This window comes from Bacillus paramycoides (assembly GCF_001884235.1).
GTDB classification, from domain to species: domain Bacteria; phylum Bacillota; class Bacilli; order Bacillales; family Bacillaceae_G; genus Bacillus_A; species Bacillus_A paramycoides.
Map to the genome: position 1 here is coordinate 1 of NZ_MAOI01000020.1, position 20399 is coordinate 20399.

The 20399-nt window shown below is 37.2% G+C and carries 18 protein-coding genes and 1 pseudogene; 6 read left to right on the forward strand and 13 right to left on the reverse strand.

From position 1 onward, the window contains the following. Positions 1-356 (forward strand): annotated as a pseudogene (locus BAU28_RS02645) (ammonium transporter); the annotation flags it as partial. 132 nt (positions 357-488) lie between these two features. On the opposite strand, the gene BAU28_RS02650 reads toward BAU28_RS02645, so the two are convergent. The 7 genes from BAU28_RS02650 to BAU28_RS02680 all read right to left on the reverse strand — a co-directional run bounded on the left by BAU28_RS02650 (position 489) and on the right by BAU28_RS02680 (position 8000). Continuing rightward, a complete protein-coding gene (locus BAU28_RS02650) occupies positions 489-1130 on the reverse strand; it encodes a helix-turn-helix domain-containing protein (RefSeq protein WP_071717639.1) in 642 nt (213 codons plus the stop codon). 224 nt (positions 1131-1354) lie between these two features. Beyond that, a complete protein-coding gene (locus BAU28_RS31405) occupies positions 1355-1591 on the reverse strand; it encodes a hypothetical protein (protein WP_071717640.1) in 237 nt (78 codons plus the stop codon). A gap of 129 nt (positions 1592-1720) precedes the next feature. Next, positions 1721-2335 carry a sporulation membrane protein YtaF gene (gene ytaF / locus BAU28_RS02660; protein ID WP_033718808.1) on the reverse strand — a complete coding sequence of 205 codons (615 nt, stop codon included), beginning with the start codon at positions 2333-2335 and terminating at the stop codon, positions 1721-1723. Between the two features lie 129 nt (positions 2336-2464). Then, on the reverse strand, positions 2465-2698 hold the full coding sequence (locus BAU28_RS02665) for a hypothetical protein (protein WP_071717641.1): 234 nt from the start codon (positions 2696-2698) through the stop codon (positions 2465-2467). Beyond that, positions 2688-2990, reverse strand: a complete 303-nt coding sequence (locus tag BAU28_RS02670) for a hypothetical protein (RefSeq protein WP_071717642.1) — start codon at positions 2988-2990, stop codon at positions 2688-2690. The genes BAU28_RS02665 and BAU28_RS02670 overlap by 11 nt, the downstream gene beginning before the upstream one ends. A 13-nt stretch (positions 2991-3003) precedes the next feature. Then, the gene (locus tag BAU28_RS02675; protein ID WP_071717643.1) at positions 3004-7593 is read right to left on the reverse strand and encodes a cation-translocating P-type ATPase; all 4590 of its coding nucleotides are present in this window, start codon (positions 7591-7593) and stop codon (positions 3004-3006) included. 56 nt (positions 7594-7649) lie between these two features. Beyond that, a complete protein-coding gene (locus BAU28_RS02680; protein WP_048369714.1) occupies positions 7650-8000 on the reverse strand; it encodes a YtxH domain-containing protein in 351 nt (116 codons plus the stop codon). Positions 8001-8371: 371 nt separating this feature from the next. Between BAU28_RS02680 and BAU28_RS30305 the strand changes: the two genes are divergently transcribed. Further along, the gene (locus tag BAU28_RS30305; protein ID WP_002170803.1) at positions 8372-8527 is read left to right on the forward strand and encodes a hypothetical protein; all 156 of its coding nucleotides are present in this window, start codon (positions 8372-8374) and stop codon (positions 8525-8527) included. Between the two features lie 292 nt (positions 8528-8819). On the opposite strand, the gene BAU28_RS02685 is transcribed toward BAU28_RS30305, so the two are convergent. The 3 genes from BAU28_RS02685 to hemH all read right to left on the reverse strand — a co-directional run bounded on the left by BAU28_RS02685 (position 8820) and on the right by hemH (position 11704). Then, entirely contained in the window at positions 8820-9125 is a 306-nt protein-coding gene (locus tag BAU28_RS02685) for a hypothetical protein (protein WP_071717644.1), read from the reverse strand. Between the two features lie 93 nt (positions 9126-9218). Further along, complete coding sequence (gene katB / locus BAU28_RS02690) at positions 9219-10685, reverse strand: catalase KatB (RefSeq protein WP_071717645.1); 1467 nt, start codon at positions 10683-10685, stop codon at positions 9219-9221. A gap of 59 nt (positions 10686-10744) precedes the next feature. Next, a complete protein-coding gene (hemH, locus tag BAU28_RS02695; RefSeq protein WP_071717646.1) occupies positions 10745-11704 on the reverse strand; it encodes a ferrochelatase in 960 nt (319 codons plus the stop codon). 326 nt (positions 11705-12030) lie between these two features. Between hemH and BAU28_RS02700 the strand changes: the two genes are divergently transcribed. Beyond that, on the forward strand, positions 12031-14589 hold the full coding sequence (locus tag BAU28_RS02700) for an Ig-like domain-containing protein (protein ID WP_071717647.1): 2559 nt from the start codon (positions 12031-12033) through the stop codon (positions 14587-14589). A gap of 40 nt (positions 14590-14629) precedes the next feature. Here BAU28_RS02700 and asnB read toward each other — a convergent pair whose 3' ends face one another. After that, positions 14630-16477, reverse strand: coding sequence for an asparagine synthase (glutamine-hydrolyzing) (gene asnB, locus BAU28_RS02705; RefSeq protein WP_071717648.1), 1848 nt, complete (start codon positions 16475-16477; stop codon positions 14630-14632). A gap of 242 nt (positions 16478-16719) precedes the next feature. Here asnB and BAU28_RS02710 point away from each other — a divergent pair, with 242 nt between their 5' ends. Continuing rightward, complete coding sequence (locus BAU28_RS02710) at positions 16720-17274, forward strand: DUF2777 domain-containing protein (protein ID WP_071717649.1); 555 nt, start codon at positions 16720-16722, stop codon at positions 17272-17274. A 60-nt stretch (positions 17275-17334) separates the two neighbouring features. Here BAU28_RS02710 and BAU28_RS02715 read toward each other — a convergent pair whose 3' ends face one another. After that, a complete protein-coding gene (locus BAU28_RS02715) occupies positions 17335-17700 on the reverse strand; it encodes a YisL family protein (protein WP_002170796.1) in 366 nt (121 codons plus the stop codon). Between the two features lie 149 nt (positions 17701-17849). On the opposite strand from BAU28_RS02715, the gene rocD reads away from it, so the two are divergent. Further along, positions 17850-19040: an ornithine aminotransferase gene (gene rocD / locus BAU28_RS02720; protein WP_071717650.1), complete on the forward strand. Its 1191-nt coding sequence runs from the start codon at positions 17850-17852 to the stop codon at positions 19038-19040. Between the two features lie 107 nt (positions 19041-19147). Continuing rightward, positions 19148-19432 carry a hypothetical protein gene (locus tag BAU28_RS02725; RefSeq protein WP_048369729.1) on the forward strand — a complete coding sequence of 95 codons (285 nt, stop codon included), beginning with the start codon at positions 19148-19150 and terminating at the stop codon, positions 19430-19432. Positions 19433-19467: 35 nt separating this feature from the next. Here the strand turns inward: BAU28_RS02725 and BAU28_RS02730 are convergent, their stop codons facing one another. Continuing rightward, positions 19468-20367 carry a fumarylacetoacetate hydrolase family protein gene (locus BAU28_RS02730; RefSeq protein ID WP_071717651.1) on the reverse strand — a complete coding sequence of 300 codons (900 nt, stop codon included), beginning with the start codon at positions 20365-20367 and terminating at the stop codon, positions 19468-19470. Between the last annotated feature and the right edge of the window lie 32 nt (positions 20368-20399).

Here is a 20399-nt window from a genome sequence, read left to right on the forward strand (position 1 = left end):
TCAGCGCTGTCTTCTTCTTAAAAAACAAATTCGGATATGATGACACACTCGATGCATTTGGATGTCACGGCATCGGAGGAACTTGGGGCGGTATTGCAACTGGACTTTTCGCGACAACGTCTGTAAATAGCGATGGCGCTAACGGATTATTTTACGGAAATGCAGCTCTTCTTTTCAAACAACTTATAGCAATTGGGGCAACATACGCATTCACGATCATTATGACGTATGCCATCATTAAAGCCATTAACTTCTTCCTCCCTGTTCGTGTAGATGAGCACGAAGAACAAATGGGGCTTGATATTTCGATGCATGGCGAGAAAGCTTATGAGTATACAGAAAGATCCATGAACTAAAACTTACCAACATACGAAAAAGGTGTACTCCGTTCTAACACGGGGTACACCTTTTTCGTATATTCATAACAACACAAATATTCCAAACTATTGGTATATAAATATCTTTATCTATCTATTCATATAAGCATCTTATCTTTTCAATAACAAATTTAAAACAAGTTGCACAGCAACAGCGTCATCTAAATAACCGATAGGAAAAATGTAATCCGGAATTACATCAACTGATAGAATAAAGTAGATGAGAGCACTTCCCATTAAAGCTAGTTCTACAGGTGTCCCCTTCTTTTTCGTAAATCTCTCATACAATTCTTTCAAATCATTAATAAATGGCCCAATACTACTTACCTTCTGAATCTTCTCAGTAAACCCCTTTTCAATCGTTTCTTTTCCTTCTTCTGTTTGCGAATATTGTTCGTAATTAGCCAATTGTTGCTCTACATTCGCGATACTAAACTTTTGATCATATAACTGTGAAGATTCAAGTAAATGTTCAATGTTATTAATGGATACTTGAATATCAGATTGTTCTTCCTGCTTTGTTTCAATAGAATAACCTGCCGCCACAAATAAATCTGCAATCGGAATACCAAGGCAATCTGCAAACTTTTGCAAATGCTTCGGATTTGCTTTTCGCTTACCATTTATAATCATTGAAATAGTAGCAGTATCAATTCCAGTAAGCGCACTCAGTTTTCGCATTGACAAAGACTTTTCCTTCAGTAATTCTTTTAATAACACCCCAAGATTACTTCTTTCAGTTCCTTCAGACATATTCCATTCCCCTCTATTCATGAGAATAATCATAGTTGACACACGCAAGATAACTACAACTTCTATACAATCATATTAACAAATTTTTTTGTCGAGTTACAAGGTGGGAATTCGTAATATATGTTTACATTTTGTAAACATATATTACAACTCATAAAATAAAGCCACCTCAAAAAATCGAAATTTTTCAAGACAGCTTCTTCTGCAAAGTTTAATAGCGCAACTTATTGCAACCATTTTCTCAATAAAAAAAATATGCAACTACAAGCAATATAAGAACTAATAAAAATGAAAAATGCAACTAGAAATGAATGGTGCAAGGAAAAAGTTAGCACTGTTAATAACGAAGACAAAAAGAATATATCTAATAAAATAAAATATCCTGAACTTAAAACACTTTCTACTAATTGTAATTCAGCCTCAAGTTCAGAGTACTTCAACCTTTTATAAAGCAATCTCACTTTCTCTCACCTTCTATTCATCTGATGTTAAAACTATCATCCCTTTCTCTTTCTATAAAGTGAGACTTTAATCAGTGGGGGTTTTGTTCCCCCCCTGATTATCAGCCCGAAAATAGCGGGATAAATCAATCAAAAAAAGGCAGCAAATGCAATAATTAATAGTAACGTTCCGCTGATCAATGTTCCAAATTGCCCTAAAGTAAATTTCCCAATACGAACGTGAGCTATCTTTCTCCCTAATGCAACTCCGCCCCAAACTGTTATGAAACTACCAATTGCCGCAGTAACACATATTGCTATCGGATTCAAACCGAATAAACCAGCACCTAATCCGTTCGTTAATGCATTAGCAGACAGACCAATGCCAAGAAAGATAGATTCTACAAATCCGATTCCTCCAGATTCACCTATATTTTTCGTTAAACCATTTATTTCCGTAGATGCTACTTCACCTTCCGCTCCTTCAGCTACCACCTTACGCGGAATTGCTAATAATACAATTCGAAGACCAATGACAACTAATAAGAAAGAACCAATGACTACTGGCATAATCCCAGGCAAAATTTTTGAAAGCCATAATCCAAAATAAATCCCGGCCACACTAAACAAAAAGCAAATAACCGAAATGATAAGATTAGAAAAATGGCTAATTCGTATGTTGCGAATCCCATAAGAAATTCCTACCCCTAAGTTATCGATACTTGATGAAAATGTTAATGCTAATATCATCATCCATGCCGCCATTTAATTCTTTCACCCCTTGATAAAATTTATAATTCCGAACATTCCGAAAATTAATGCGACATACATAGTATGGAATATGAATAAGGGAGGTAAAAGCTCCCTATATTCTTTCCATTTCGTACTCCGCCCTTAAAAGCGAGGAAGAGTGAACCATTTCATAATATTCATGCGGTTTTCTTTTCCTTTTTCACGAACCGAGTGGAAAATCTCACCAGTGAATGAACCCATTTTCGTAGCAATTTCTTTTTGCATCGCTTTATTTTCCGATGCTGCTTTTACACTTAAATCTAATGCCTGTTCAAAGTGCTCTAACGCTTTTTCCAAATGGTGATCCACATCTTTTTCTACAGCTTTATGCATCATGTTTAATCTCCTCCACTTCATCTTGCGCTTGTTCAGCTGCCGCTTTTATCACTTCTTGTTCATCAGTAATGTCATCTTCCACATAAGAAAGTTCTTTCTCAAATTGCTTTTGCATTCTATCCATTTTCGCTTCCACAATAATATCTTCTACTTCCTCTTTAATTGTTTCAAAAGTAGACTTCACACCTCTTGCCCCCGATTCAACAAGTGGACGAAGTGTATTTCTTACGACAGGTAATAAAGCGGCACTTGCTAGCGCTAAAGTAGATCCAATAACAACTTTTCGTATCATTTTCATTGCTCCTTTACACTGTTTTTAATAATGCAGATTCAGAAACTACTGGTTTTACTAAATCAGTATTCTTATATGAAACTAAATTAATAATAGGTTTCGCGATTTGAGACACTGTGCCCGCCACGAGAAGAACAGGTATCCATTGTGTGAGCGTTAACGGAACAGTATGGAATATACGAGCTAACGGAGGTACATATATAGCTGATAATAATACAAGCCAAGACGTTCCTAACGCTGTAATAAAGAACCGGTCTTTTGACCAATCGCGAACTGTTTCTTCTGATCCCTCTTGTCTCCAAGAGAAAGTTTGAATGAGCTGTCCGGCAACTAAAGCTGCAAATGCTGATGTTTGTGCTACTGGAAGAGGTACTCCAACCGCTAAACTAATACCAAATACAGCGAGCGAACCTACCCCAAGCAGTACTCCTCTTGTAATAACTTTTTTGTACAAATCTTTATCAACAATATCTTGACGTTTCGTTTGCTTCGTTTTGTTTCCAGGGTTTACAGCTAAAATCATCGCTGGTAAAGCATCGGTAATAAGATTCATTAATAAAATTTGAATTGGCACTAACGGAATCGGCATTCCCGCTATAACAGCAGCACTAGTCACTAACACTTCCGCTAAATTCCCCGTCAATAAACAACCAACTGCTTTACGAATATTTCCGATGATCGTTCTACCTTCTTTTACCCCTTCAACAATTGAACCGAAATGATCCTTTTTCAAAATCAAATCAGCGGCTTCTTTCGTAACTTCTGTTCCGGTTTGCCCCATCGCAATACCGATATTCGCCTTTTTTATAGCCGGTGTATCATTTACACCATCTCCAGTCATCGCGACGATTTGACCGTCGGATTGGAAGGCCGTTACAATTCGTAATTTGTGAGCCGGAGTCACACGAGCGAAAACAGATGTACTTTTCACAACTTCTTTTAATTCCTCATCTGTCATGTTATCAATTTCTAATCCCGTTAAAACACGATCTTCACGATTCCAAATTCCAGTTTGTTTCGCAATAGAAATCGCCGTAGTCGGATGATCTCCCGTAATCATTACTGGCTTCACACCTAACTCAATCGCTTCACGAATACTCTCTTCCACTTCAGGTTTTGGCGGATCGATCATACCGACTAATCCAACAAAAGTAAGATCATCACTTTCGCCATTGCTGTACGCAAAACCTAATACTCGTAATGCCTGTTTTGCAAACTCTTCATTTTGTTGTAAAATAACTTCTTTTTGCTTATCACATAACGGATATATTTGACCGTTATCTTGATACCATTTACAACGAGTAAGAATCGCCTCTACAGAACCTTTTGAGAACTTATATAACTCTTCAGCGTTACTCTCTTTACAAACAACACTCATAATTTTCGTCTCTGAATCAAATGGTTCTTCATGATGGCGTTCAAACGACGCCATACCTTCCTGTAGTGCCCCCGCTTTCGAAGCTAAACTTAATAAAGCTCCTTCAGTCGGATCACCTTTTACAACCCATAAATCATCTTCCTGCTCTAATTTACTATTGTTACAAAGAACACCAATTTGAAGAATACGAGCTAAATCCGGATTTTCTAGCGGCACATTTTCCGTTTTATGATAAATAGCCTCTTCTATCTCCGTATCTACAGCAGCAGCAACTTTAGATGAAGTTACATCAGCAATCGTCCCTACTGGTTCATACCCATCACCGGTTACACTCCATAAACGATTCGGCGTAGCAATTACTTTAACCGTCATTTCATTTTTCGTAAGAGTTCCCGTTTTATCAGAACAAATAACCGTCGTTCTACCGAGTGTTTCTAAACTCGAAAGCTTTCGAACGAGCGCATTTTGCTTTTGCATACGGAATATACCCGCACTTAAAGCAATCGTAATCATAATTGGTAATCCTTCTGGAACAGCAGAAGCAGTAAGAGCAACCGATGTTGTAATCATTTGCGTAATTGGCAGTCCCCTAAGTAGCCCAGCCACAAGTACAAGACCGCCAGCTACAAACGCTCCTTTAATAAATGTTTTACTAATAGATGTCACCTTTTGCTGCAATGGCGTAGGCTCTGTTTCTTCCCCTTTCATTAAGGAGATCATATAGCCCATCTCTGTACGCATACCTGTTTCTACTACAATTGCTACCGCTTTACCTCGTGTTACAGACGTCCCCATAAAGAGCATATTGTTTCGCTCTGCTAACGAACACTCTTCTAACACAGCGTCCGCTTTCTTTTCAACTGGAAGTGATTCTCCCGTTAACATCGCTTCGTTAATTTCTAAGTTCCAAGAGTTAACAACGCGAAGATCAGCAGGTACACGGTCTCCCGCTTCAAGGCAGACAATATCTCCAGGAACGAGTTCACTACTTGATATTTCTATTTCCACTTCTTCTCGTATTACTTTACAAATAGGGGCTCGGAATTGATTTAAAGCCTCAACTACCTTTTCCGCCTTCCGCTCTTGAAGCGTCCCAATTATTGCATTTACAACGAGAATTGTCCCCATCGCTAATCCATCGAACCAGCCACCAGATATAACAGATAATCCAGCTGCTCCGAGTAAAATAAGCGATGTAAATTCTTTAAATTGGCTCATAAACGATACAATCCAAGGAACTGACGGTTTCGGTTCAATTTGGTTCATTCCGTATTCTTCTTTTCGCATATTTACTTGTGCATTACTTAATCCATATTGCTTCTCAACTTGTAATCTATTCATTACTTTTTCTTGATTAAATGTATACCATGGAATTTGATCTTGTTTGGCAGGAATCACTTTTGGCTGAGAAGAATCCATTTTCGACAATTCTCCATAAGAAAATATCTTCTCGCTCATTCTTTTCGCCCTAGATAAAAACGTTAACGATAAAGCATTTGCAAATAAGGCGATTACAGGTGCTGTGAATATAGACCAAACCGCTAACATCTCTCCCACCACATTCCACACTTTCGCTGCGCGGAAATGCTCATTCACCAACATATTGATTCGGTTTGCATACGCTGTAGATTGAGAGATATTTTTTATTTCTTCAAATGATATAGACGGAAAATCGGTATTTTGATCAGTTGCAAATAATACCTCTTCTCCATTTGAACGAAGCAATTTTACCCGTTCGACAGCATCCCCCTGCTGCCAGCTATCATCCACACCATAATGAGAAAGAATGTTACGATTTACATGTAAACTATTTTGCAAAACGCCTATACTCCATTTGTTTTCATGTAACCCATTCACTACTTCTTTGAATTCAGGAATAATAGTAACCTTTGATCCAACTAGTAGACCGAGGCATTCTTTATTTTTAGCGACGTACTGAACTTGGAATCCTTCTTTTTCAAGCCTCTTCGCTTCCAGCTCATACGCACTTATATCTACACCATTTCGCTCGGCAAAATCTTTACTTCCGAAAAAGGAAGTTATTCCTTGAATTTCACCTTTTATTCCTTTATTCTCTACTTGAACTTCAAACGCTTTTCTTAATGTTCTTCCAGTTTGCGCAGCCCGTTGCACGACTTCCTCTTTCCATACATGCTCACTTTTCTCAATAAGAGAAGCCACCGTGCACCAAACTTGCCCTTCATTTTCATCTTGCGAAATACAACTCATCCCCTCTGCTGAGGCCTGGAATATACGAGATGTATCATCTAATACTATCGTTTTTGTTCGAGACAATTGCGATAACGGCCCACCGCTTGGAATGACATATCCTCTTTCTCTCGCGACGAGGTCACCTTGTCGCCACGCATATTCTGCCGATGAGACAGCTGGTTTCGGATTAGCCGCTAACAACACTGCCATTCCACGCAAAGGATTTCTAGTGAAAGCCCAAGTTGCTCCTCCAAAAATCATTCCCCACTTTGATTGTTTTTCACTATACGCTTTAATCTCTGGAGAGAGGAGATTTTCTTTATACGCCTCATTTTCTTCGTTTATGTTTGCTTGACTACGCTTCCAATTTAAGTAGTTTAATAGACTAAGACCGGCAAGCACGACAATATTCTCCCGCGCAAGCGCAAGTGCAAGAGTCCCTACACCAAGCACAAGATCAGAATTCACCTTTTTGCTAGCAACCATTTTTTTGAATCCTCGTTTCAGGAACGGATAACCCGTCACAACAGATAAAGCTCCGGATACATAAAAAAGACCAGGACTTCTAGCTAAGGCAGATCTACCCATAAATAATTGTTTTATGCCGAAAGCACCTAACCCAACAACCGAAAGTGCTAGCGGTAACGGCACACCTTCATCCTTTTTTCTATGAACAGTGTCATTATTACGAGAAACTACACTAGATGAACAATCTATTAATTCCTTCTTTTCGTCACTGTTATTTGTACTACTTTTCTTCCGCTTCGTCACTTGTTCTTCTATAAGCTGAATTATTTTGCAAATGTTATGTAGAGAGGTCTTGTTGATATCGTAAGTAATAAGGGCTCTTCCTGTAGAAATTGAGGGACTTACTTGATAAATACCTTCCGCTTGACTAAATCGGTCTAATATCAAATTCGCCATATTCTTGTTGTATTTTAACTTATAAATTTCAATTCGAATTCTTCCAGGTAACGATCGTATAAATCTCGTTTTTAATGTTTTACTTTGCATCATCATCCTCCTTATCGTCTTGAAGGAAGTAAAAAGATTTATTACTCATGTAGTACTTAAGGACTGACAGGCAAATTTTCATAATCTATATTTTGCTCAGAATGATACGCATTTACACGAGAAACCCATTTTTCCTGGAATTTAGAAATTGTATTTGGAACAGCTTCTACCGCTCCTATAATTGGTGATACTGTTTTCACAGCCACTTTACGTGCCGCTTCTTTCACTTTTGGCAAAGCTTCTTCCATTTCTGAACCAGCACTTTGCATTTGTTCTTTTGCACCAAGAAAAGCCGATACTGTTTTTACTGCAAGTTTTCGTAATCCCTTTCTCGCTTTTGGTGATGCCAATATTACCGCTGCTACCCCAACCGCTATACCGATTGGAGATTTCATAAATCGAAACATATTCATTTCTCCTCACTTAATTTTTTTCGAATCTGTAAAATGAATCAATCATATATCCCTAAGTAAAAGTGTAAATCACCCTATCACATCCTTTTTTTGTAAAAAGTATATAACGAGTATATATTTTTGTTTGTATTATTTCAACAATTTATTTGTTTTTTGTAAATTTTATGTTAATTCTAAAAACTTTTCTGTAAATACTCCTATTTCTATGTAATGGAACAGGTAATATATTCCACATTCTTTTCTTACTCAATTGTTGAGATTTTGTTGAGAATTTATTTTGTATTTTTACAAATTACAAACTAGGACATGCACTTTTACGAAACAATTTTTATATACTATAAAAAACGCTATAAGGAGGGATCTTCATGAGCTTATCCTACTGGAAATACGCTATCCTCAATCACATTACTGCAAATTTCCGCACTTTCTTATTCAATATCATTGTCGCTATTTTAGGTGAAATCGCACTCTTTCTTGTCTTAAGCTTTATTCCGAAACGATTTCATAAATTTTTCGCATAAAAAAGCCTGAGTTCCTATCAATGTAGAACTCAGGCTGCTTAACCCTATTAAATAAAGGAGGGATTGTTATAATTATCGTTTTTGCTTTATATCGGGATTGATACATATTGTTTTTTTAAGGCCGTGCATATCCCATCTAGCATTATGGTAAATATATCAACGGCTTTTCGGATATATTGACGATTTTTCAATTATACCGATCGCTTCTTTAATTATATCGACGTTTCGATACAACATATCGATTTACCAACAAATTCCGACATAACTGAAATAAACAATACCCCCGCATAAATTACGAATCACCGTACTTCCTTTTATTTGCGCTTAATATAATAAGAAACGCCACCGCTATTACAGCTAAAAAGCGAACTGGATTAAACGGCGTTCCTACTGTTTCATTAAATCGATGATAAATAAACGGCATCATCTCAAGTACCATTAATCCCATAGCAATTTGGAATGTCTCAGCCATCGCTTTATTTTTTATAAACGTAGCACGTTCATCACCTTGTTTCCCGATTGCTATAAACATTTTTACAATAGCAAACACTACAAATAAAAAGACACATAACGCAATAATAAAAATAGCGACATTCATGAAATACACCTCTTATACGTAAAATTTATTCGACAAGATTACAACATATTTTACATAAAAAAAGACGACCGAGAATCGGACGTCTTTTCCTATTTATTTTGGAGCATTCCCTACATACTGCGTAATATCAACATTTAACGCTTGAGCTAAACGCATTCCGTAATCATGATCTGCACGGAAGAAGTTGCAAATAGCGAGTAGTTTTGTGCGTTCATTTACGTCTTTTAAGTCATTTGTTAAGTTTGCAATTAAATTGTCTTGCTCTTCTTTAGAGAATGAACGGTAACGCTCACCCGCTTGTTTGAAGTCATTTGGTTTCTCAATTTTTTCACGAGATACGTAACCTTCTACTTTCATAGTTGAATCACGGTAAGCTGGGTCCTCAACTGGATTTTCAGTATGACGGCTCGGTTCGTAGTTTATTGTAGATGGGTTTTGATTAATTTGCATCGCACCATCACGTTGTTGATTACGAACAGCTGCGTATGGACAATTTACAGGAATTTGTAGATAGTTTGCACCAAGGCGATAACGCTGTGTATCTGGATAAGAGAATAAACGACCTTGTAATAATTTATCTTCAGATGGCTCAATACCATTTACAGTTGCACTCGGAGTAAACGCCGCTTGTTCTACTTCCGCAAAGAAGTTTTTCGGGTTACGATTTAACGTCATTGTCCCTACTTCTATTAATGGGAAGCGATCTTCTGGCCATACTTTCGTTGGATCTAGTGGATCGAAATCTAAAGAATCCGTTTCATCTAGTTGCATTACTTGTACGTGTAAATCCCATTTTGGATAGTTTCCTTTTTCGATTGCATCGAATAAGTCACGAGTAGCATGATTGAAATCTTTCCCTTGTACTTGCTCCACTTCTTTCGCACTCAAGTTACGTACGCCTTGCTGTGGTTTCCAATGATATTTAATGTATACAATTTTACCTTCTGCATTAATCCATTTAAATGAATGTACGCCGAAACCTTCCATTTCACGGTAGTTTGCCGGTGTACCATAATCAGAAAATACCCATGTCATCATATGTGTAGATTCTGGAGTTAACGTCATAAAATCCCAATAACGATCTGGTGTTTGAACGTTTGTATCAGGTGCTGGTTTTAAAGAATGCACCATGTCAGGGAATTTAATTGCATCACGAATGAAGAAAACAGGCAAATGGTTACCTACGATATCGTAGTTTCCTTCTTCTGTATAAAATTTAACAGCGAACCCACGTGGATCACGAGCTGTTTCCGGAGAACCTTGACCATGAATGACCGTTGAGAAACGAACGAATACAGGTGTCTCAGTTCCTTCACTTTGTAAAAATGCTGCTTTTGTATATTGCTTCATGCTGTTTTTCGTTACGAATACACCATGAGCACCTGCACCGCGTGCATGCACAACACGCTCTGGAATACGTTCACGATCAAAATGCGCAAGTTTTTCTACTAAATGATAGTCTTCTAACAATACCGGTCCACGTCGACCAGCTGTACGAGAATTTTGGTTATCTCCAACTGGAGCACCTTGGTTTGTTGTTAAGCGATTATTTGGATTCATCAAGGGAGATCCTCCTCTTTCTTTCATAGTAATCATTATTTATTTAAAATTATTATAAACTAATTATTATTCAAAACTAAATTCTTGTCAACTATTTCCTTCATTTTTTTGGAAACAATTTCAGTTAAACAATCGATAAATGTGGGTTGAGCGTTCGGCATATTTGGTCTAAAGTATGCAACATTTAATTCATCAGTTACAACTTTACATTCATAATCGTTATCATATAAAACTTCTAAATGCTCTGCCACAAAGCCAACCGGACAATATACGAAAGATTCATAGCCATGCTCTTCATATAAATCTCTCGTTAAATCTTGCACATCTGGCCCAATCCATGGATCTAGTGTATTTCCAGCGCTTTGCCAACCAATCGTATAATGCTTTATATCTGCTTCTGCCGCAATTAAGTCCGCTGTATGCTGTAATTGCTCTACATAAGGGTCTCCCGCTGCAATAATTTTCTCCGGTAAACTATGTGCGGAGAAAATAACAACTGCCTTCTCTTTATCTATGATTTTAGTAAACGTTTCTTTAATTTGATCTGCCCAACAGGAAATAAATTTTGGTTCATCGTACCATTGTTCAATTGGTTCAATAACAGGACCACCTATTTCTTCTGAAAGACGAATGGCACGGTCATTATACGCTTTAATGCTAAATGTAGAATAGTGCGGTGCTAATACGATACTAATCGCCTGCTCAATTCCATCTCGCTTCATCTCTTCTACTGCATCTTCAATAAATGGAGCAATATGTTTTAACCCTAAGTAACAAACAAATTCATACTCTGTATACATTTTATTCAATGAATCTGTTAATTTATGTGCCTGCTCTTTCGTAATTTTTGCAAGTGGCGAAATTCCTCCAATTGCTGTATAACGCTCAATTAAATCTTGAAGCGCTTCTTCAGACGGCTTACGCCCGTGGCGAATGTGAGTGTAATATCCCTCTACATCATCTAATGATTCTGGCGTTCCATACGCCATTACAAGCAAACCTATTTTCTTTTTCGTCATCTATATAACACCTCAATTTTGGAAATGAGAACCTTTTTCAAGAACGTTTGTTTCAAATTATAACAAGTAATAATAAGTACGTCAAAATAATAATTCTAATTAAGTATTATTTATAATATGATTTTAAATTTTATATGACAATTTATTTAATATTAATTGTCATATTCTCGTATTATTCTTAATCACTGTGGAACTTCACAACAGCTTAAAAAAATCTCAATATTCCAGTTATTATTCCTCAAAATTTGTACTTTACTATTTATCTTAGAAAAGGAAACAGAATTCCGTTGAATTCTAATTAAAGGAACATATAAGGAGGATTTAAAATGACACAGCCTTTTATTAAAAAAGCAGTACTGATTTCTACACTTACCATGAGTACAATCCTATCCACAACAATTCCATTTAACGTTTTAGCAGCACCTAATCCAGCAATACAAATGCAACAAGAAAATCTCACTGACGAAATTATGAAGCTATCGTTCGAGGAAAATCTAAATGATAGCTCCGCATCCAATCACATAATTTCATATGAAAATGGTAATCCTTCATTTACAGACGGACGCATAAATAAAGCTCTCAAGTTTAAATCAACCTCACAGAAAAATGCTTCCTATATCGACTTAGGAGATACTTCACAATTAAAATTTGAAGAACGTACAGACTTCACAATAGCCTTTTGGGTAAAATCTTCCGGAGTAAATGCTGATCCAGCCATCATTTCAAATAAAGATTGGACTAGCGGTGGAAACTTAGGGTGGTTTATCGGTTTAAAGGATAAGGCTCTCCTTTGGAATTTCAAAACATCCGGTAGCTCCCGCCTGGATGCCTCTATTCCAAATATCGCTGATAACGTTTGGCATCATATTGTGATTTCTCATGACCGCGATGGATATGCAACTATTTATAAAGATGGAAAGCTAGAACAACAAATTGATATTAGTAAAATGAAAGGTACAATCGATACAAATTACACAACAAAAATTGGAGTTGATGGGAAAGGAACTTTATTCGGAAACAACTTTGACGCAACACTAGATGAAGTATCTATCCTAAGAAAAGCAGTAACGGCTACAGATGTTCAAAAAATGTATCAATCCGCTCCTCCGATTGCTGTTACTGACATTTCCATTGACCAACCAACTATTCATTTAAATGTTGATGGTTACACCTATTTACAAGCCAATATCCAGCCTTTAGACGCAACAAATAAAAAAGTAACTTGGACAAGCAGTAATAAAAACATCGCAGACGTTGAAGCGATAGATGGAAAAGTCAAAGTAATTGGAATAGGCGTTGGGAAAACAACAATTCAAGCCATTTCTGAAGACGGAAAAAAAGCCGCTACAGCAGAACTAACTGTTGGAAATTCTTTAGATATAACACGTGATGGTTTACTTGAACAAAATGATTTAAACTTTGTAAAACAATACATCGGATCAGATGTAAATAGTCAAAACTGGAAGGAAATTAAGCGGGCTGATTTAAATGAAGATGGAAAAATTGATGAAAAGGACATACCCCCTCTTCAAGAACAGCTAAAACAATCTACAAACTATCCATACAAACATGTCTTTATTATCGGGTTAGATGGAGCTGGTATTGCTGTTAAAGATGCTAATGCCCCTAATATTAAAAATTTTATCGCTAATGGTGCCAGCACTTATAATGCGCAAGCTCTTTCACCAACGATTAGCGCTCAAAACTGGGGCGGAATCTTACATGGTGTAACACCTGATAAAACAAAACTGGATAATACAATCGCAGGGTCAATAGCATTCCCTGAAAATTCACCTTATCCATCCTTTATGAAAGTACTAAAACAAGAACGACCTTACGCAAAAATGGCTTCATTTGCTGGATGGAGTCCCATTAATAAAGGGATTATCGAACAATCCGTAGGCGCTCACTTAGAGTCTGTCCCGGATGACCAATTGGCACCAAAAATCTCAAATTATATTAAAACGGAAGGAAAAGATACTGCGGTCACATTCATTCATTTTGACGATATTGATGGAGCTGGTCATTCTAAAGGCTACGGCAGCCCCGCATATATGCAACAAATTGAAAAAACAGATAAAAATGTAGGGATTGTATTAGATGCAATTCGTGACGCTGGTTTATTAGAAGATAGCCTTGTTATTATGACAACGGATCATGGAGGAAAAGACTACGGACATGGAGGAGAATCTCCTGAAGAAAAGACAATTTTCTGGGCGGCGAACGGCCCTGGAATTCTAGCAAAATCATCTATTACAACTCCTATGACGAATATGGATACAGCGGCAGTTGTAGCACAAGCACTACGCTCGAATAAACCTATGACTTGGGATGCAAAGACACCTGAGAATTTACTAGAAACATTCCCTACTAGCCTTACACTTAACAAATCAGAACACTCTTTAAGAGAAAGAGAAACCTTTGAACTCGTTGCGAATATCACTCCAAACGTTACAAATAAAAAGTTAATTTGGAAAAGTGACAATCCAACTGTTGCAACAATACAAGCAACGGATGAAAAAGCAATTGTCCATGCTGTACAAGCTGGTACTGCAACACTTACTGCAACAACTGCTACTGGCGAATATGTAGCAACATGTCAAGTAACTGTTGAACCAAATCATGTACCTGTTACAGGCATCAAAGTGGACGAACGATCTTTTGAGATCAAGCAAGGAGATGAAAAACTTGTATCTGCCTCCGTTCTTCCAGAAAATGCAACAAATAAAAATATAGTTTGGAAAAGTAGTGACACAAGCATCATTGCCCTGGAAACCAAAAATAATACGACTCATGTGAAAGCTTTAAAAACTGGACGCGTTGTTTTAACCGCAACAACAGATGATGGAAAATACAATAGATATATTTATATTCAAGTGAAATAGAAGAAAAGGCGGCTTACACAACATGCAAGCCGCCCTTTCCCTACTCTTTAATATTTACCCCATACTCTTTAAACCAAACATGAATTTGCGCTAAATGAGCTAAAAGTTGTGGCCCTGTCATTAATTGACCGAACCATGGCGTTTGAAATGCACTTCCGCCAGACTCGATCAATCCACTCAGCTGCTCTTTATCGAACAGTTCATGTAAAATTGATCCTTTATCCGTTAATAAATCTTGGAGCCATACTGTTACTGCTTTCGTATAGTGCGGATTATGCGTTTTCGGATACGGGCTTTTCTTTCTATACAATATATCATTTGGAAGTAATCCCTCTAACGCTTTACGCAATAGACCTTTTTCGCGGTTTTTATACATTTTCATTTCCCAAGGAATATTCCAAGCATATTCGACAAGTCGGTGGTCCGCAAACGGAACGCGTACTTCTAAGCTTGCCCCCATACTCATACGGTCTTTTCTGTCTAATAGTGTTGTCATAAACCAAACCATGTTTAAATAAAATAACTGTCGTCTCTTCGCTTCTAGCGCACTTTCCCCTTCTAAAATCGGTACTTCTTGAATGGATTCTTCATAGCGACGCTGTACATATTGTTGCAAATTTAGTTTACTTCTCCACTCCTTCTTTAGAAGTTGTTCACGCGCTTCTGTAGAGCGCATCCATGGGAATGCACTTGACTGTAAATCATCTTCTCTATAAAACCATGGATAACCACCGAATATTTCATCTGCACATTCTCCGGATAAACCAACGACAAAATCTTGTTTTATTTCACGGCAAAACCATAATAATGAAGAATCAATATCTGCCATACCAGGCAAATCGCGAACGAGCACTGCTTCTGTTAAATACTGTGCTAATTGTTCATTTGAAATGACGCAACGATGATGGGTCGTTCGAAACGTTTCCGTCATTAAATTGATAAAAGGTGCGTCTGAATTTGGCTGAAATGCATTCGCCTTAAAATATTTTTCGTTATCTTCATAGTCAATAGAATACGTGTGCAATTGCCCTTTCCCTGATCTTTCATATTCTTTTGCGGCAATTGCTGTTATAGCACTTGAATCTACACCACCCGATAAAAATGTACATAGCGGTACGTCAGAAACTAATTGTCTCGTAATCGCATCCTGTAATAAAAAACGTGTTTTCTCTACTGTTTCTTCAAATGAATCTTCATGTTTTTTACTTTCCACATTCCAATATCTCCATATACATAAACCGTCTTTTGAAAACGTCATTGCATGCCCCGGGCGCAGTTCTTGAATACCAGCATATATACCGTGACCAGGAGTTCGAGATGGCCCTAAACCGAATATTTCTGACAACCCTTCTAACGTTACTTCAGTCTTTACATCTGGATGTGCCAATATCGCTTTTAACTCTGAACCAAATAATAATCGGCCGCTATCATATTTATAAAATAGTGGCTTTACACCTAATCGATCTCTGGAAATAAAGACTCTTTCATTTTTCTCATCCCATACTGCAAACGCATATATACCGTTTAAATGATCGACACATTCTTCCTTCCATTCAATATAAGATGCCAATAGTACTTCTGTATCAGAATGCCCTTTAAATGTATAACCTCTTCTTAATAACTCTTTCCGAATATCTTCTGTATTATAGAGCTCTCCGTTATAGCAAATCGCATAACTCGTTTCGTCTTTTAAACAAGTCATTGGCTGTTTACCACCTTCAGGATCTACAACGATTAACCGCTTATGCCCAAATGCGACGTTCCCTTTAATCCAAACTTTGTTATCATCTGGTCCGCGTTTCGCTAGCGTTTCCGCCATCTTCGTCACGACGTCCCTTTCCCCTTCTAATGAGCGTTTATAATCCACCCATCCTGTAATCCCGCACATAAGAATCATCCTTCCTAATCTAATATCAGTTTCTGAACGTGCAGTAATCCCCACCCTATGAGTGCGGATACATAAAAACAACAAACTTGACGATAACTAGCTATCCATATATGGAATAGCAGTTTCACTGTGTGTAGCGTGTTTTATTGTATGCCCATCTATCTTTAGGTGTGTCTAGTTATAAAGAACGTACGAACTGTCCATAACAAGAATAACTACTTCTATAAAAGGAGAAATGAACTATGGCACAACGTAAACATATTTTGTATAACCAACCGCGCGCCCATACAATCGGTAATGTGGAATATATAAACAATGAATGGGTATTCTTTGATGATGAAAATGATGAAGCTTTTTTATTAGAAGATATCGCCGATGATGGTTTTGAAATTTTATATAACAACAATTGGCTACCAGCGCGTTTTTATGAACAAAACATATTACAAATTGCAAATGAACAACATCCTCTTCAAAACGGGGAAATGATACGAATTCGAAAAAAATTACTTCTTAGCTATACTGAATGGCTTGAGGAGTTACCCGACTCTGTCTTTACATTGTTAACCGACTCATTGCAATCGCTTAATTACTCTTTATATGATTGCATGTATTGTCATAATTATTTATCATTCTTACCGAAAGATGGACCGTGCGAAGGAGTAAATATTCTTTTGTTCGATAACGAAGAAATGATTTGTACATTGCAACATCATTTCGTGCGCTACTCTTCCTCTAATAAGAATATTTTAAGATTTACGAAAGTAAGCGGAGAAGAGCTACATATCGATGCAACATAAAATAAAAAACCACCTTATCTCCCAAATATTTGAGAGCATAAGGTGGTTTTATTTTCTTTATTAGAATACTTGCCAGCCCAATGGTAATTTCAGTCCAAGATAAAATACCGCTACTAGTGCGATAATAAATAAGCCCCAAAAAGCCCCTGTTGGTTTGTTTTTGCTCATTTTTACAAGAACCATTTCCATTCCACCAATAACTAAAATACCAGCTAACATTTTTAAACCATACCACATGTGCATGCTACCTGTTGCTGTCTTCACAATGCTCATATATAACATAAAACCTGTCACAATAATGATAATGTACATAAGACGAAGTCCCATATGTACACCTTTACCTTTTCTTCCTGCCGAATAAAGTGAATACGCAACGAAGAATAAAATTAATCCTAACGCCCATGCTGTAATATGCATATGTATCATCGTATCCCTACCTCCTCTTTTCACACTTTTTCACTTTATATGATAACATGTTCATTTATTTTCAGGAAATGTTTCGCTTTTTTATATTTAAATGCTATAATATTTAGAGTATTTACAAACTTCTTGTAATAACAAAAGGGGGAACAATCATGATTCAAACTAAGGATATTATCGAACTTACAGACACATACGGAGCAAATAACTATCATCCACTTCCAATCGTTATTTCTAAAGCAGAAGGTGTTTGGGTAGAAGATCCAGAAGGAAACCGCTATATGGACTTACTAAGTGCATATTCTGCAGTTAACCAAGGTCATCGTCACCCGAAAATTATTAACGCTTTAATCGATCAAGCAAATCGCGTTACGTTAACTTCTCGTGCTTTCCATAGCGACCAATTAGGTCCTTGGTACGAAAAAGTTGCGAAACTAACTAATAAAAATATGGTACTTCCTATGAATACAGGTGCAGAAGCTGTTGAAACTGCAATTAAAACAGCTCGTCGCTGGGCTTACGATGTGAAAAAAGTAGAAGCAAACCGTGCAGAAATCATCGTTTGTGAAGATAACTTCCACGGACGTACGATGGGTGCTGTTTCTATGTCATCAAACGAAGAGTACAAGCGTGGATTCGGTCCTATGCTTCCTGGCATTATTGTAATTCCTTACGGTGATTTAGAAGCGTTAAAAGCTGCGATTACACCAAATACAGCTGCATTCATTTTAGAGCCAATCCAAGGTGAAGCAGGAATTAACATTCCACCAGCTGGCTTCTTAAAAGAAGCTTTTGAAGTATGTAAAAAAGAAAACGTTTTATTCGTAGCAGATGAAATCCAAACAGGTTTAGGCCGTACTGGTAAAGTATTTGCTTGCGACTGGGACAATGTAACTCCTGACATGTACATACTTGGTAAAGCACTTGGCGGCGGTGTGTTCCCAATCTCTTGCGTTGCAGCAAACCGCGACATTTTAGGCGTATTCGAGCCAGGTTCTCACGGTTCTACATTCGGTGGTAACCCACTTGCATGTGCTGTTTCTATCGCAGCTCTTGAAGTATTAGAAGAAGAAAAATTAACAGAGCGTTCTCTTCAATTAGGAGAAAAATTAGTTGGGCAATTAAAAGAAATTGATAACCCAATGATTACTGAAGTTCGCGGTAAAGGTTTATTCATCGGTATCGAATTAAACGAGCCAGCTCGTCCTTACTGTGAACAACTAAAAGCAGCTGGTCTATTATGTAAAGAAACACATGAAAACGTAATTCGTATCGCACCACCTCTAGTAATCTCTGAAGAAGATTTAGAGTGGGCATTCCAAAAAATTAAAGCTGTATTATCTTAATAATAGCGAGGCTGTCCTAAAATATAGGACAGCCTCTTTCCTTTTTCAATAATTTAAAGTAAAATAAAATCGAATATTCTGTTTTTTATCAAGAGGAGGACAACTGTATGCTGTTGAAATATGGTAAACACATTAACCATTTAGCTACAATTTTTATTTCTATTACATTCATCGGCTTCATATTATCCACAACGTTACTCAGTCACTATTCAACTCCTCATACATTCACACTACTTAAAGCGTCATTTTGGACTGCTGTTTTTCTTACAATTATCGGTTTTGGTCGCGAAAGAAGCGCACTTGCGGTAATGCTAATTGGGATTTGTACTTTAGCACTAATCGGATTGTATATTTTCGCTATTTTAGATTATTCCAATAATCCACGCCCATAATAAAGAGCTATCTTTTCACAAGATAGCTCTTTTCTTCACTTCACTATATTTCTCAGCGTACCAATTCCTTCTATTGTAATAACAACTTCATCACCAGCATGCAAAAACTTTGGTGGCGTAAAACCTTTCCCAACACCGGCTGGTGTCCCCGTCGCAATGACATCGCCTGGCTCTAATGTCATGCCTTTACTTATAGTTGAAATAATTTCTTCTACTGAAAAAATCATTTCTTTCGTATTTGAAGTTTGTCTTACCTCTCCGTTTACTACTGTTTCAATGTGTAATGCATTCGGCGTTTCAATTAATGATTTATGGACTAAATACGGTCCCATCGGACAAAATGTATCGAAACTTTTCCCTAGGAAAAATTGTTTATGTTTCCTTTGAATATCCCGAGCAGTTACATCATTTATAACCGTATATCCAAAAACGTGGTCAAGAGCCTTTTCTTTTTTAATTTGTTTTCCTCGCTTACCAATAATGATCGCTAGTTCTCCTTCGTAATCTAGTTCATTCGTTGCATGAGGGTGACCATTAATTTGCTCATCAATTCCAATCACAGTTGTTGGCGCTTTCGTAAAGATCATTATATTTTCTGGGATAGACTCTACTCCTCCCATTTCTACCGCATGCTCACGATAGTTTTTTCCAACACACAAAATATTCTTTCTCGGCCTTGGAATCGGCGCTAAAATTTTTACCTCTGTTAACGGATAATACGCCGTTCCCGCATTTTCCTTCGCCCACTTTACAATATCACACACTTTCTCAAGACATTCGCTTCCTCTTTCAATGCATTCTAACATTGTAATCGGAATGGTAACCTTTTCACCCTTTTGTCTTTGCGCTTCTCTTAAATGTAATACTCTTTCTTCCTCTTCATCCACAATACCAACAAATACCTTTTCTTCCTTCTTCGCCGTTACAAAACGCAATATTTCCACTCTCCATCCTAAAACTCATACCC

What these genes read in the sequence shown, in the direction of transcription:
- asnB (WP_071717648.1), bottom strand. Translation starts at nt 16,477, where the DNA reads ATGTGCGGGATTACAGGATGGGTGGATTATAAACGCTCATTAGAAGGG.
- hemH (WP_071717646.1), bottom strand. Translation starts at nt 11,704, where the DNA reads ATGACGAAAAAGAAAATAGGTTTGCTTGTAATGGCGTATGGAACGCCA.
- BAU28_RS02700 (WP_071717647.1), top strand. Translation starts at nt 12,031, where the DNA reads ATGACACAGCCTTTTATTAAAAAAGCAGTACTGATTTCTACACTTACC.
- BAU28_RS02675 (WP_071717643.1), bottom strand. Translation starts at nt 7,593, where the DNA reads ATGCAAAGTAAAACATTAAAAACGAGATTTATACGATCGTTACCTGGA.
- BAU28_RS02650 (WP_071717639.1), bottom strand. Translation starts at nt 1,130, where the DNA reads ATGTCTGAAGGAACTGAAAGAAGTAATCTTGGGGTGTTATTAAAAGAA.
- BAU28_RS02710 (WP_071717649.1), top strand. Translation starts at nt 16,720, where the DNA reads ATGGCACAACGTAAACATATTTTGTATAACCAACCGCGCGCCCATACA.
- BAU28_RS30305 (WP_002170803.1), top strand. Translation starts at nt 8,372, where the DNA reads ATGAGCTTATCCTACTGGAAATACGCTATCCTCAATCACATTACTGCA.
- BAU28_RS02670 (WP_071717642.1), bottom strand. Translation starts at nt 2,990, where the DNA reads ATGATACGAAAAGTTGTTATTGGATCTACTTTAGCGCTAGCAAGTGCC.
- BAU28_RS02685 (WP_071717644.1), bottom strand. Translation starts at nt 9,125, where the DNA reads ATGAATGTCGCTATTTTTATTATTGCGTTATGTGTCTTTTTATTTGTA.
- katB (WP_071717645.1), bottom strand. Translation starts at nt 10,685, where the DNA reads ATGAATCCAAATAATCGCTTAACAACAAACCAAGGTGCTCCAGTTGGA.
- rocD (WP_071717650.1), top strand. Translation starts at nt 17,850, where the DNA reads ATGATTCAAACTAAGGATATTATCGAACTTACAGACACATACGGAGCA.
- BAU28_RS02665 (WP_071717641.1), bottom strand. Translation starts at nt 2,698, where the DNA reads ATGATGCATAAAGCTGTAGAAAAAGATGTGGATCACCATTTGGAAAAA.
- BAU28_RS02680 (WP_048369714.1), bottom strand. Translation starts at nt 8,000, where the DNA reads ATGTTTCGATTTATGAAATCTCCAATCGGTATAGCGGTTGGGGTAGCA.
- ytaF (WP_033718808.1), bottom strand. Translation starts at nt 2,335, where the DNA reads ATGGCGGCATGGATGATGATATTAGCATTAACATTTTCATCAAGTATC.
- BAU28_RS02715 (WP_002170796.1), bottom strand. Translation starts at nt 17,700, where the DNA reads ATGATACATATGCATATTACAGCATGGGCGTTAGGATTAATTTTATTC.
- BAU28_RS02725 (WP_048369729.1), top strand. Translation starts at nt 19,148, where the DNA reads ATGCTGTTGAAATATGGTAAACACATTAACCATTTAGCTACAATTTTT.